Origin of the sequence: Candidatus Formimonas warabiya, from assembly GCF_002777255.1 — a bacterium.
GTDB lineage: Bacteria > Bacillota > Dehalobacteriia > Dehalobacteriales > Dehalobacteriaceae > Formimonas > Formimonas warabiya.
The window spans coordinates 6,354,543-6,369,187 of record NZ_CP017634.1; the positions used below are offsets into that span (position 1 = coordinate 6,354,543).

Sequence of the window (14,645 nt, forward strand, 5' to 3'; positions counted from 1 at the left end):
CAGGCTGTCTGCAGGGCGTAATCCCTGCTTTTCTTGGCACTTCTCCGTAGCTTCTCCCCTTTAGGGGCCAGGAGCTTTTGACACAGTCTGGGGCGCGAGCCCCATGTTAAATCAACAGGAAGCTCCGATGATAGAGCTTTTCTCCCACCCAATTAAGAAAGGAAGAGAATTAAATCAAAAATATATCAATAATGACAAGCAATTCTATGCTGTGTTAAAATAAACTCAATAATAACAAAAACTTACTTTTTTCGATAAAATACTACTCATTAGCGCTGAAATTTTTTGTCAGTAAAATGATGGAGGGTATATCGGGAGTGAAGTTATGCGCCTGTTTGATGTAGTCCCGGAGGAGTTGTTTTCCATACTTGCATCTCCGAATCGGCTTATATATGCTGATGCTCTATCAGTATTGTACGATGCCTTTCGAGAGAATTTAAAAATACAAAAAAACACCTTTTTCACCATGATCCGAAGCAGGCTGGAGGATGAGCTTGCACGTTCTGAGTTCAGCGAAGATGGGATTTCTGAAGAAGAGGCGCAGGACCTCTCCGGAAGAGCGCGTTTTCTGATCCGAAAGCTGAAGGAGCGTGGATGGATCGAACTTGAACGCGGCGACGACTTTGAAGAATACATAATTTTGCCTGATTACAGTATCAAAATTCTCGAGCTGTTTTCCGAACTGACCTCGGAAAATAGATCAAGCGGCTTTTCCTTTGTCTATGATACATATTCCACCCTCCGTATGGCTCATGAAGATCCGGACGGCGGGGCTTATGAAAAAATGATGGCGCTCAACGGGGCGTATGACAAGACCCTTGCGCTTATCAAGATGCTCAAAACCGTATATCATAATATTAACCGCTATTTTCAGCAGCAGATTGACATGCGCGACGTCAATCAGGTGCTTGCTATGCATTTCGATGATTTTTTACAGCATGTTGTCGAAGCATATATCCGTCCACTTAAAATTAAAGATTCGATTCCAAAATATAAAGTGCCAATCCAGCAGGTCTTGGATTCGTGGCTGGAAGATAACGATCTCCTGAATGCGATGGCAAATGCGGCTTTGCAGGAAAAACGATTTGATTCTCTTGAAAAATGTCGTGCGGATATAGTTTCCAAACTTTTTTTTGTCAAGGAAAGCTATGAGGATTTTGAAAATGAATACCTCAATGAAATAGATATAAAGGTTCGCCGGTATACCCGGGCGACAACACAAAAAATTGAGAGCCTTTCCAATAACGATCAGACAGTCCGCGGCAATTTGGTTTATCTGCTTAACGCACTTTCCGACACTTCGAAAGCTTCTGAACTTACGGATAGAATTCAGCCCGTTTTTCAGATTTTTGCCCAATCCTGGATGGGCGAAGGAAGCCTTTATTCACAGCGAAGGCCTGGGAAAAGGGAAAAGTGCGATCCAGTACTGATAAGTGAGGAATCCGTAGATCTCAGCCGCAAAGCTTTGGACGAGTTTGGAGCTGCAATAAACAGTCCATACAATAAGAAAAATATTCGTGCGTATATGGAAAAGCTGCTGGGAAACGCTGATATAGCCTATACCAAGGATATGCCCATCGAAAATGATATGGACTATATTCTTTCTGGGCTGGCTGTGATTGCCGCCAGTGACAGAGACAGCTTTTACCGCATTGAACCGGTTAGTGGTGTCGTAGCTTCAAACAAATACGAACTGCCGTCTGTAAGATTCATAAGAAAGAAGGTGCGATAATTGGATTTATCGGACATCAATGACTTTACAGCGAAAGAAAAAGAGATGTTTACGTCTGTCTGCAATCACCTTCTCGGACAGACTTTCTTACTTAGAACAATTTATCAGCCTGACGGAAGCACCGTAAATAACCCGGAATACAATTTTCTTGCGCTCCGCTCCGAAACCGTTAAAAGCTACCTCTCTCTTTTGGGTTGGGAGCTGCATCAAGATGAATACAATGGTTACTTCTATGTCATAAACAATCTCGACGCCAACAGGCTGATACTTGGCAGCAAACCAACCGCAATCCTGTTGGCTCTGCGCCTTATCTATGATGAAAACAGCGAACGGGTTGGCCTGTTTCAGGATGTGCTCTGCGAGGTAAAGGGGGTCCTGGAAAAGCTCGTTACGGATTTCGGTGTGTTTCGGCAGAAGCCCAACATGGATGAATTCAGGCGATCTATGAAGTTGCTTGAAGACCATAATATAATCAAAGGTCTGGAAGGAAAATACTCTGACGCGGATTGCAGATTCACCATCCTGCCGACCATTTTGACGGTTGTGTCCGCGGAGAAACTGAACGCGCTGGTTGCCAAGCTGCGAAAGGAGGATGAAAGCGATGAAGAAGCTGACGAAAACGCTGTTGATTAACTGGCTGTATTTTGAAAAGCAGATGATCAGCTTCGAGGATATTAACTTTCTTACCGGCAAAAACGCTTCGGGCAAAACAACCTTTATCGATGCGCTTCAGATCGTATTGCTTGGCGAGCTGAGTAGCAGAAACTTCAATAAGGCGGCTAACGAAAGCTCCGAACGCACGCTGCGAGGATATCTGCGTGCGGATATGGATGATAATAACCCATATTCAAGGAAAGGGCGTTCTTTTGAAACTTATATAGCCTGTCAGTTCGGCGATGACTTTACGGGAAAACCATTTACCATTGGTGTTGTGTTTGACTGCTATAACGACGGCAGCGAACGCCCCCAGTTCTTTTCTTTTGACGGACCTATACCGGATAATTGTTTTATTGAAAACCGAGAACCGATGGATATTTCAGAGCTCCGAACATATATAAAAAACAACTATAAATCCCGGGGCGAGATGTATGACAGCCACAAAAAATATAAAAGCGCCATCGCCGCGAAATGGAATATCCATACGGATCAAATATTCAGCATGCTGAAAAAGGCGGTATCTTTTCGGCCGATCGTCAACATCCAGCAGTTTATTACCGAAAATGTCTGCGACCTTCCCGACCGGCTAGATATTACCGCAATGCAGCAGAACATCCAGGATTACAAACATCAGGAGCGGCTCGCCCAGCGCCAGGAGGAGAAGCAGGCTGCCCTACTCAACATTCAGGAGCTGTATTTAAGCAGTGAACGTGCCCTGAACAGGATGCGGCTGCATCACTATCTCTTTCTCCGCGCGGAAAAAGAGATAGAGGAAAGTGCCATTCTAAAGCTAGAAAACGAGCGGCGGGACAAAACAGAGCTATCGGGTGAACTGACGACGCGCTATGAAGCGTTTGAAGGTGAGATAAACGATCTGAACAAACGCCTGGAGCAGCTTATCAGCGACAGGGCGAACAGCGATGTCTTCAGAGAACGCGAGCGTCTGGAACAGCAAAAATTCCACGTGGAATCCGAACGCAAAAGACTTTTGGACGAACTGAAAAACACGGCGCAGGACTTAAGGCTCGAGACAATCCAGTGGCTTGGTTTTTGCAGCAAGCTTTCCGGCGGCGAAAACACACGCGATCACGTGCTTGATATTTCCCATTTGATTGTCTGCTCAAAAGAGTTGCAAGCACAACTTAAAAAAGTGGAGCAATTTTCTCCCGGTGACTTCGGCCGTATTGATCTATCCGTGTTTGAGGCTGTACAAATCGCAATGCGCTCTTTTAAAAATCAGCTTGACGAGAGCTTCTACAATGCCGATAAGTTGCTTTCCGAAAAAAAACAGGAATACGACTCCAACTCCGCCGCCATCGCCAAGCTGCAAAAGGGCGTCAAGGATTATGACAAACGGCTTTTGCGCCTGCGGCAGGCGATAGAAGAAGAATTGGGCAAAAGGTTCGGTCCGGGAACAAATGTTTATATTCTTGCCGATCTGCTTGAGATTTCAGACGAAACATGGCAGGGCGCTATTGAGGGATACCTCAACACGCAGAAATTCTATCTTTTGGTCGAACCCGCGCATTATCAGGCGGCCCTTCATGTTTTCGACAACGCTAAGCGCAACGAGGACCTACACAGTTACGGTCTTGTGGATATCGGCAAGCTCCGTGAAAATGAAAATCTCAGGCGAAATCCGGATAGCCTTGCCGTGGTTGTGGAGACGAAAAACCACCTTGCCCGTTCCTACATTGATTATCTGCTGGGGCGGGTGGTCCGCTGCCTGGAAGTCTCAAAACTGCGAAAATACCGAACAGCTATTACTCCGGACGGTATGCTGTATCAGGGTTATGTGGCCCGTCCGCTCTCTCCGGCCTTGATGGCCGATGCCTATATCGGAAAACTTGCGATCAAGAAGCGCCTTGAGCGTCTTGAGCTTGCGCAGCAAACACTGTCCGATACACTCAGGGCGATTAAGACAACGCGTGAATTTTTGATCCAACATAAAGAGAAAGAACCGCTGATCACTGAAAGGTATGTTCAGACCGTTATCAGAGATTCCATTGAAAAATTCGGCCGCACCGAAGAGCTTGCCGGTCAGCTGACAGATCTTGAAAAAGCATACGACGCTTTGGATCTGACCTGGCTTATGAAAATAGACGATGTTATTTTCAAGGTCAAGGAACAATTAACCTCAAAATTGGACGACAAGGAGCTATGCTCAAATCAGCGGGAATTGTGCAGAAAGCGATTGCATGAACTGGAATGCGAAGTTCTTCCCGCGCATTATCAAGCCCTACAGGAGAAACAGGGTACGTTTAAGGATTTGTTCAGTCCGGAATATGTTGAAAAAACCGGAGAGCCCCGCTACCAGGAAGAATTACAAAGGCTGAAGCGGGCTAACACGATCTTCAATAATTTCGGGCACAGCCGACAGGAGCAAAGCAAAAAAGAGTACGACGACAGCAGGCGCAGGCTTGTCTTTGCCAGGAGAGACTATGTAAATTCATACCCGCCCTGCCGTTTTATTCCGGACGCCATGGATAACGAGGAGTTCGCCGCGGAGCTCAAGAGACTTTCGGAAAGCGAACTTCCAAAATACAGAGAAAAAATACAAAAAGCCAGAGAAAGCGCTTTTGAGCAATTTCAGAACGATTTTTTGGCCAAGTTGAAAACCAATATTGATTCGGTGCAGGCACAAGTACGAGATCTGAACCGCGCTCTGCAAAAAGCACAGTTTGGAACAGACAGCTACAGATTTATCGTAGGCCGACACCCGGATTATGCGGAATATTACGACATGATTATGGATCCGGACCTTATGGAGGAGAGCGGCGGATTATTTTCATCTTCCTTTCTGAACAGATACGAAGCGCTGATTGATAGCCTTTTCAGTCGAATCGTTGCCTCCGACGACTCGCAGCTCAATGAGAGGAAGCAGAGTGAGCTGCAGGCCAATATTCAGCGATATACTGACTACCGGACTTATCTGCATTTTGATCTGGAGACGACGGATCAAAACGGCAGTGTCCAACTGCTCAGTAAAACCTTGAACACAAAGTCCGGCGGAGAAACGCAGACGCCTTTCTATATAGCCATTCTCGCCTCTTTCGCACAGATCTATCGCGTCAATGATACCAGCAGCTTCGGCAATACCATGCGGCTGGTTATTTTCGACGAAGCCTTTAATAAGATGGACAGCGAACGTATCGTCGAGAGCATCCGGCTGCTTCGGAAAATGAAACTGCAAGCCGTCATCTGCACGCCGCCGGACAAGCTTCCTGATATCATGCCCGAAGCGGATCGTACACTGCTGGTTTTAAAAGACGGGTACAGAATGCAAATATTACCCTGGTCAAAGGATTTGGAGGACAAGCTGGATGAATGAGATAAAGCTGATTCTGAACCGACTGCTGGATAAATATGAACAGAGCGCGCATTTCAACGAACCAGGCCGCTCCAACCGGCGTGTACTCATCAAGTCATCGGAAAACGGTCTGCCGGAATATGATTATCAAAATGTAAATATCAGAGACGCATTCAATGCTGCAATTCGTGATTTAATAGAAAAAAAGGTTATTTTTGCCGAGTGGCTGCCGGGACGGAAGCAGTTGGTAGTCAAAGAGCTCTGGTTGAATCTCGAAAGGCTTGAAACGTCTTATACACTGGCAGGGCGCCAACCGCTGCAAAACCAGATCGATACGTATTGCAGTTTACTTAAAGCGTTGGATGAACGCGTGAACACACCCTGGCTTAAAATGTTCTTGACTGCGCAGGCGGAAAAACTCAGTTCCGCTGATCGTCTATCCGGTCTTTATAAGAAAGGTCCCGCGCATTTCGCAGACCTTCTTAACGCTTTGGAACATTATGACCGGCTTGACGACAGCGGAATGACCATGCGGGCTTTCAGCATTGCCTGTTACCATGATTCCAAATACTTCGAAAAAAATATCCGGGACGATTTTCTGGCTATTGCCCGCGCGTATGGCCCGACCTTGGCTGAACTGCTTTCAGATCAGAATCTGAGCGACCGGGAACAGCTTGCCTATCTGGGGATATATGCCTGCCCGGAGATATACGAATTTGCCGGGCCGTTGGCCATCGAAACCAAGGATGGTATCTGCGATTTTTCTTCGCTTTCCAGGTTTGGATGCGCTGTGACAAGCACAGCGGTCTTCGGCATCCGAAAACTACATATGGACATTGTCGATAAAATTGTGTTCATTGAAAACAAGACCAATTATAACGAATACATAGAAAAAGCCCATCGGAATGACGAGTTGGTCGTATTCCACGGCGGCTTTTTAAGCCCTCAAAAAAAGAAATTTGTATCGCAGATCCTATCTTCGTGCCCAGCATATACCGAGTACTTATTCTGGGGAGACATCGATATTGGCGGCTTTAAAATGTTCAGTCAACTTAAAAATCTAGCTCCGGGGCTTATTCCTTGGAAAATGGGGGCAATGGAAGTAGAACGATATGCTCTCCTTGGCCTTAAGCGAAACAGCAGATACATGAAAGAGTTGGAAAGTTTTCTTGCTTTACCGGAAAACGCCGTGTTTGCAGATACAATAAAAGCGCTCCTGCTTTATGACGTTACAATTGAGCAGGAGGTTATGCTGAACGATTTATAATTCTATACAAACGCGTACACTGAGTCCGACCGTTATTTAGAGCGATCCTTTACTAGTTTATAGACGGTTTCGTCGTCGCGTATAGATGAACGACGGTATGGGTTCTGAACACGAGATATTGATAGACAAATCAGCGCATAGGTAGTATAATAAGCATATAATAAGGATATCTTAATGCTACTGAGTGAGGTGATTTTCATGATGAACATAAAACCTTCCGCGGCCATACGCAAAAACTACAATCAGATTTCTGATTTGTGCAGACAGACAGGAGAGCCGGTGTATCTCACCAAAAACGGCGAGGGCGATCTGGTGGTGATGGATGTGGAGTCGTTTGCCCGGCGCGAGAGTCTCCTCAAGCTCAAGGAAAAACTGCTACAGTCGGAGCTCGACATCCAAAGGGGTCGGACCTATTCAGTAGAGGAAACGGTAGCTGCCATGCGCAAGGCCGTCGCGGAGGTTGCCGATGCCCGAAAGGAATAAGCCGTACACGGTCAAAATCACGGAAACTTCCTGGGATATGCTCGTAGCGCACGCACGCTTTCTGGCGAACGTCAGTGTGCCGGCCGCCAACAGGCTGATCGAAACGTTTATTGAAATGACGGGTGGCCTTGCCGTCATGCCGGAGCGAAATCCATGGCTGGAGCATGAAGCAATCCCCTTTCAAAAATACCGCAAGATGCTTTTTGAAAAACATTATTTGGCGCTTTATGAGCTTCAGGATAACGTCGTTTATATCACCGCCGTGGTAGACTGTCGGCAGGATTATGGCTGGCTGTTGTAAACAAAAGCAAATGAATGTGAATACGTGAAAGCCGTCGTAGAAATGCGGCGGTTTTGCTGTCTGGGAGGTGTAATTTTTGAAACCCCTATTATTTTTATTTACAGCTCTGCTTACCGCAGAGTTGTTTTTTTATTTTAGCCGATGAAATTTTTAGCCCTGACTTGACACCAGCGTTTTTTGGCCTAACTTCTCACTACGAATGGCCTTCGAATGGTCGTAACGACAAAAACAGGCTGACTAAACGTCAGTCTGTTTTTATGTAGGGCTTGCTGAAAAAATCATTTTTTATCATACAGACCAAGCTAAATTGAAAAACGAAAACATAAATTGGTCTTTGAAAAAGAGTAAAAAAAGTTTCCGGAGTTTGTATTCCAGGTTCATGACCAAGAACTGTAAAGCAATTACACATTCACTGGTTTCTTGAAGACGTGCCATGATTCGGCCTAAGCCATACTTTCTTTTCCCTTCGCCGAACTTTGCTTCCACAACATTGCGAATACTTTCATCGCTTCGTTGATGCTGGCGATGTTCCTCCAGCTCTTTGGCTGACGGTCTGCCAAGTCTCGGACCACTTAAGCGAATATGGTTTATTTTGCAAAACTGAAGATTTTCCCGGTTCCGGAAGATTTTGTCCGCCATGATCGCTTCCGGGTAACATCCAAATCGTTGTTTGTGCTTTTCTGCCGATTCTATTAGTATTTTGCTCTCGTTGTAATTGTCAAAACTTAATGTTTCGATAAATGCTAATCCGTCTTTGACACTGATGGTTACCTTTGCTCCAAACTCTACTTCAGCAGATACTTTACCCCTTACAATAGGGCGAATGTGGGGCTGGCTGATGTTTACGATCCGGTCGTCTACCTGGTGGGTACCGGTTTGGTACATCAATGTCTGCTGCCGGAAAATCTCCTGTATTACCAATAATTCTTTATATTGCTGCCTTGACAGCAGGCTTAAAGAACTTTGGTGGGACAAGATTTCGATGATTTTTAGATCCCGCTTGATATATCTAAGCTGCTTGCTCAGGGCTTTTCTAATCGCCTTTTTGTTTGGTTTTCTCTTTTTGGTAAATCGTAGATATTCTTTGTGGGCTTTTTCCCGGTAGTTTCTTGGCTTCTTTACTTTACCGACCAAAGGTTGATGTAGCTCATCCATGATGTCTTCCAGTTTTTCTCTGGCTTCATTTAGGAGCCAGGTATCTGTTGGATAATGAATATCAGCTGGGGCACAGGTGGCATCTAATATGAGATTACCCTTGTTGGTATTTTCAATAGATGCACAGGTACTATGCTCTTTTGTTGTTTGATCGGGGCTTGAACCTCCCGTAGATGGAGGATCATCTTTTCCTCTTTGGTTTGCCTCTTTTTCTTTTAAGCAGATCATTTCGTTGATCTCTTGCATGGTTTTTAGGTCAAAACGTTTTCTGAAATGCACCATTAATGATGCATCAAAAGGTGCGGCATTGGTGTATTCTTGTAATCCGATAAACAGCTGAAGATAAGGATTCTCTATGATCTGTTGCAATGTTTCTTCATCAGATAACCCTAATCTCTCTTTGATGATTATTGCACCCAAGGCCATACGGACCGGCTTCCCTGGAGCCCCGTTGTCGCTAAACGTGGCTGCATATTTTTCTTCTATGGTATCCCAGGGTATGATTTCAGCTAATTTTACCCAACGGTTGTTTTTATTGAGTTTTCCTCCAAACGGAAGGAAAAAGTTTTCCACTAATGTGATTTGTTTGCGGTTACGTTTCCGGTACATTTTTGGCCTCCCGATGCAAGGATTTTTGAAGAAATTTGTCATTTTCCTTACATTATTGTACCAAAAGTCTCCCTATATTCCCAGTATTATCAAGGATTTTTAGGTTTTTCAGTAAACCCTATGTATTATTTAGACATGATATACTTAAGGGCGAAATGATATATTCCTCCTACATTTCAGTATAAGCGTACAACAACCTAGTATCGCCCAACTCCTGAAATCCATTCTTTTGATAAAAAGCAATCAATCGTATATTTTTTAAGACTTCTGGGTAGGAAGAACCACTATGCCTGCACCCCATAATCATTTTGGTTTCATCGTCGCTGAATCGATATTTGTCCGCAAAGGAAATCGTGTTCGAGGTATTTTGATTCACATTATGATCAGGTGTAATGGCTTTTGCAACCCGCTCTACCGCTATGTTACGCAGAGCAACCTCTCTTTCACTTTCTGTATGCCAGTTGCGTTCCGTCGGTGCAGGATAATATGTGAGAATATCCGGCACGACATGCAGTAGTTCCCGACACAGACAAGGTAGTTCCTGTAAAATACGACTCCCCAATCCTTGTCTTTGTAAGGATTCTTCTATTGTTAGTTCATGTATATAGAAAATATCCAATAAGGGTTCTCCAGTCCATTCATTTAGTGGGCCACCTTGATCAACAAGGGCAGACATTACATACTCCAAATCGGCTGATTCATCATCGCACACCGTAAGCGGATCGTAGCCATTTGCTATCATTTGCTTGCATAATATGAGCTGTCCAGAAAGAACACCAATTTTTGTACAATCGGCGTAATTACCGTTATCCAAAGCATCGTAGAAAATATCGTCAGCATCATGCGGCACACCCCAAAATGTCCAATGAACAGGAACAAGATATGTCGATGTGTAATCGAAGCTGAAAGAATCCCTTGGTTCATTGTCGGGCGAAAAATGAGCCGTATCTGAACTATGCTGCTGAACAATAATGTTACTGTACGAAAACGTTTTGTTTGTCATACTATCATCTTGATAAGAAAGAACTGGCAGCAAAAAATTGCGTTTGGCTGGCACATAACGAACTCCTGTACTCAAATCTTCGACTTTTACCCCTGGTGCAGCAATTAGCATGATTTCCAGTTGTTCACGCTCTTTGGTTGTTAGTTTAACTTGTTGCCGATTATTTTCCCCAGGCCAGCCCGTGATTGCATTGAATAACTTTTTGTCCTCATCATCTTGAAAAAGATACACACGGTTCGTTTCGGCTAGAAAAGGAAATACAGCAAGAATATCACTGGATAGTACATTCCAATGATATGTGGCGCTTTCAAACCCTCGCTTAGGCTTGTCGGCTAAGGCAGGAATAAGCCAATCACGCCCTTTTTTCTTTGCCGTTCGCAGTTTTCCACGGCGAATCCACTGACGCACCGTAGTAGTAGTAACATCGTATAATTCTGCATATTGCTCAACAGTCAGATAGTCGCACTTTACTTTCACCAAAGTATATTCTTCACTGGAAGACATGGAAGATATTTCGCCTTCATCATCAAATTCAATATCATTGTCGCACTTGAACAATGATAATTCAATACCATCATTGGTAATGGAGTAATCATAATAGAGCCAAGGTTTTGTCAGTGTGGGAATGTCGCTTTTCTCCAATTCATTCCGAAACTCATCACAAAGCGAAAGCAATACTTTTCGCTTACCCTCACTATAACCCTCCTCATTATCTTTTTTGCGATGGTGTGCAACAAAATCATCGAATGACTCCAATACCTCGCGTTTGTTAAGAAGCATCATTGAATTAAACTGCAATAGTCTGTTGTTAAGAGCTTCCATACAATCTCCCTCCACATTTTGTATTGTTTAAATACGTTTCTTTATATTGTATTTCAACAATACAAAATTGTCAAGATGAGAAAAGAGATAATTCGATTGGATAAGAGAAAACGTACTGCTATCATCCTGTCATCTCTGCGACGTTTTTTGTACCGCAAGTTTGTGCCCGTTCATTTCCTTCATCAATAGGTAACGGCAGGATACTCTTTTCTATGACCCCATAGTAATGCCATCCTGCAAATAAACTTATTATGCCATAAAGAAAGCTATGTAATTATTCGTTTGCTTATAACCGTAAAGCCTTATTTTATAAGGGCACTGAAAAAGTCCATTCGCATAAGCGGGATGGATTTTTTCATATATTTTTGGTATAATTATGCATAGAAAGAAAGGATGGATGGGAGCGGGAGAGAATGCTGAGGGACAACAGTCAAATGCAATTGTCCTTGTCACCATATCAAGGGCTTTATGATATCGTGGTTCCCCAAGAACACCTGTTGCGAAAAATCAAAGAGCATATAGATTTCAGCTTTGTGAATCCCATGTTGCGGAAACAGTATTGTGAAAACTTCGGGCGCCCGGCTAAGGAGCCGGAGATGATGTTCAAGCTGATGTTTTTGAAAAAAATGTACGATTTGTCTGACGAAAAGCTAATAAGTGGCGCGCAGACCGACATGGCATACAAATACTTTCTGGATTTAGACCCAGAAGCTGAAATGATAGATCCAAGTTTGCTCACAAAATTTCGCAAGACCCGCATTACAGAAGATATTTTGGAAGATATGCTAAGAGAAACCATACGGCAAGGGATAGAAAAAGGAATCATCAAATCCACAGCGATCATAGTGGATTCTACCCATACAAACTCGGCGGCACGGCCCAAAACGGTCACACAGGTACTGAGAGAACTTAGCAAACAATTCCGCAGAAAGATTTACCGTGAGATGATAGAGCTTTCCGAAAAGTTTCCGGAAAAGCCAAGCGAAACCGCAGAATTGGCGGAGGAAATCGAATATACATACCACTTGCTTGAAAATGTCAAAGAGGACATACTGCAAAGCGAGAAAATTTCGCTGATTGAACTGTATGAGCGCATTAAGGAATTGCTGGACACACAGCGTATTCGTGAAATACGTTCCAAAAACGATGAGGATGCCCGCTTTGGGCACAAAACGGCAACCAGTACATTTTTCGGTTATAAAAGCCATCTGGCTATGAGCGAAGAGCGGATCATAACAGGCATTGAAGTCACACACGGTGGAGAAGCGGATTGCAAGCAACTTCCGGCACTACTTGAAAAATCCCAAAACAATGGTGTTGAGGTTAAGGAAATTATTGGCGACATGGCGTATGTCAGCGAAGATAACCTTGATACTTGCGAAGAAGACGGCGTGATGCTTTTCGCTAAAACGAATTCCGCTGTGGCGGCTGCTGCCGCCTCGTCGCTGGATGAAGGTTTTTCTTTCAACAAAGATGCCGGATTGTTACAATGTCCGGCAGGGGAATTGGCTATGCGTGTTGAAAAAAGGGCCGCAGAGAATGGGAATACCTATTTGAGATATGTGTTTAGCAAAGTCAAGTGCCGAAAATGCCCGCTATGGGAGCAGTGCCGTGTTGGGAAATCAAAAGCGAAAGAACGGAGTTACAGCATCACGCAGCCGAACGAGAAAAACCGCCTAAGACTTGAATTTGAAGCCGGTGAATACTTCCGTGAACGGCTGAAAATCCGGCACCGTATTGAAGAAAAAAACGGTGAAATGAAAGTGGCGCACGGTCTTGGCAAAGCCGATTCCGTGGGGCTTGACGCCATGCGATTACAAACGTATTTTACAGCGTTTGTGGTAAATGTGAAGCGGATAGTTAAGCTTTCCGCACTAAATCCGGCCTGATTGGGGCTGCTTTTTTATTTCAAGCGAAACCCAACAAATTTTCCGCTTATTCCTACGAAAATTACAACGCATATTTATGCACTGAGAAATCCCCGTCTCTAAAAACGGGGATTTTTCAGTGCCCTTATTTTATGCGGGTTTGCAAACTTATCGTTATGAACACATTACTCGCACCAAAATCGTTTTTATAGGAATTGAGAAATCAATCTATAGGAACGATTTTCTTGATTGCCTTTTTCTTCATCTGCAGTATAATAAAGGTAATTAATAAATCCTTGACCATAAAAAGGAGTACAATGCTGTGAGAAGTGCAAAGGATACCGAGAGTTTTCCATACAGTTCTCCCATCGTATGTTATATCCAAGTGGATAAGTGCGGCGAGGTTACACAGATAAGCAATGAATATAGTGAAATATTAGCTGCTTATAAAAATGCCGTCAATGAACAAGCAAAAATTTATGCGGTATGGCCGGGTAACTACAGAAGTGATTTGTTTGAAATTGACAATCTTGATGCATTGGCAGATGCTTTTCAAATACACGGCCTCGCCGATCACGAACACAGAATTAGTTGGACTTTAAGTCCATACGACGATGGCAAATCCTTATATGCTCGTGTATGTATTGTTTTTGAATGCGGATGCTATTTGGGATTACAAAATATTAAAAAATTTGCTCATGATATGAAAGAGCAAAAAAGCTGGGACGTTGCTACGTCTAAAGGCCTATCCGGTAGTCCAGAATATACAATATATGTGCGACGTAATAGTTTGCGTTAGGATAACATGCATTTCTATGTAGTCTCTCAATGCCTTATTTTATGCCCACTTACAAGTTTATGGTCATGAACATTCGCATCAGCGTTGTTTCTTTATCTTGTGCCCGATAACAATGGCATCTATATTCACCTAACCTCAAACCATTCAAAACGGATAGTTGTTGATTGATTACATTATTTATATATACTAAATAAAATTGTTCACTATATTGGTAATCAGGATAATCTTCTATACCAAGACTCGAAATAGCACTCTAAAAAAGTATAAGATTAGACCAACAAAGCTAAATTCTATTAAGGATTCATATGAGCTTTATAAATACATTTATGACATATTTTATAAAAACGGTTATGACCTAAATATAATCACTGATAACCTTCCATATATCAATGAAAAGCAGAGGAGTATTTCTATAAAGTAAAAGGTAAACGAATTTAAGATATAGAAAAAGCCCTATTAAGGAATATATTCTGACGAAAGAAGAATTAGCACGGTATAGATAAAGACGTTTTATTTTGAAAATATTATTGGTTTACAAATAATTTTTTAGCCCTGACTTGACAGCAGCGTTTTTTTACCTAACTCTTCACTCAAACAAAGCACAAAAGGACTTGCAGGCTGCTAAAGTTATAGAAGAAT

10 protein-coding genes are annotated in these 14,645 nt (G+C 43.3%); 8 read left to right on the top strand and 2 right to left on the bottom strand.

Annotated elements, in window-relative coordinates; all coding sequences use genetic code 11:
• Nucleotides 1-325 precede the first annotated feature (325 nt).
• The 6 genes from DCMF_RS28635 (at nucleotide 326) to DCMF_RS28660 (ending at nucleotide 7,750) form a co-directional block, all read left to right on the top strand.
• Complete coding sequence (locus DCMF_RS28635) at nucleotides 326-1,732, top strand: Wadjet anti-phage system protein JetA family protein (RefSeq protein ID WP_148137605.1); 1,407 nt, start codon at nucleotides 326-328, stop codon at nucleotides 1,730-1,732.
• Nucleotides 1,733-2,365: a DUF4194 domain-containing protein gene (locus DCMF_RS28640; protein ID WP_148137606.1), complete on the top strand. Its 633-nt coding sequence runs from the start codon at nucleotides 1,733-1,735 to the stop codon at nucleotides 2,363-2,365. It abuts the gene before it with no gap.
• Complete coding sequence (locus DCMF_RS28645) at nucleotides 2,334-5,720, top strand: ATP-binding protein (RefSeq protein WP_148137607.1); 3,387 nt, start codon at nucleotides 2,334-2,336, stop codon at nucleotides 5,718-5,720. The genes DCMF_RS28640 and DCMF_RS28645 overlap by 32 nt, the downstream gene beginning before the upstream one ends.
• The gene (locus tag DCMF_RS28650; protein ID WP_148137608.1) at nucleotides 5,713-6,966 is read left to right on the top strand and encodes a Wadjet anti-phage system protein JetD domain-containing protein; all 1,254 of its coding nucleotides are present in this window, start codon (nucleotides 5,713-5,715) and stop codon (nucleotides 6,964-6,966) included. The genes DCMF_RS28645 and DCMF_RS28650 overlap by 8 nt, the downstream gene beginning before the upstream one ends.
• Nucleotides 6,967-7,167: 201 nt before the next feature.
• On the top strand, nucleotides 7,168-7,449 hold the full coding sequence (locus tag DCMF_RS28655; RefSeq protein WP_148138115.1) for a type II toxin-antitoxin system prevent-host-death family antitoxin: 282 nt from the start codon (nucleotides 7,168-7,170) through the stop codon (nucleotides 7,447-7,449).
• Entirely contained in the window at nucleotides 7,433-7,750 is a 318-nt protein-coding gene (locus tag DCMF_RS28660; RefSeq protein WP_148137609.1) for a type II toxin-antitoxin system RelE/ParE family toxin, read from the top strand. The genes DCMF_RS28655 and DCMF_RS28660 overlap by 17 nt, the downstream gene beginning before the upstream one ends.
• Before the next feature lie 288 nt (nucleotides 7,751-8,038).
• On the opposite strand, the gene DCMF_RS28665 is transcribed toward DCMF_RS28660, so the two are convergent.
• Together DCMF_RS28665 and DCMF_RS28670 are read right to left on the bottom strand one after the other, a co-directional pair.
• A complete protein-coding gene (locus tag DCMF_RS28665; RefSeq protein ID WP_148137610.1) occupies nucleotides 8,039-9,514 on the bottom strand; it encodes an IS5 family transposase in 1,476 nt (491 codons plus the stop codon).
• A gap of 169 nt (nucleotides 9,515-9,683) precedes the next feature.
• A complete protein-coding gene (locus DCMF_RS28670; protein WP_148137611.1) occupies nucleotides 9,684-11,339 on the bottom strand; it encodes a helix-turn-helix domain-containing protein in 1,656 nt (551 codons plus the stop codon).
• 434 nt (nucleotides 11,340-11,773) lie between these two features.
• On the opposite strand from DCMF_RS28670, the gene DCMF_RS28675 reads away from it, so the two are divergent.
• Nucleotides 11,774-13,228 carry an IS1182 family transposase gene (locus DCMF_RS28675; RefSeq protein WP_236860051.1) on the top strand — a complete coding sequence of 485 codons (1,455 nt, stop codon included), beginning with the start codon at nucleotides 11,774-11,776 and terminating at the stop codon, nucleotides 13,226-13,228.
• 301 nt (nucleotides 13,229-13,529) lie between these two features.
• Entirely contained in the window at nucleotides 13,530-14,006 is a 477-nt protein-coding gene (locus tag DCMF_RS28680) for a hypothetical protein (protein ID WP_148137612.1), read from the top strand.
• Nucleotides 14,007-14,645 lie beyond the last annotated feature (639 nt).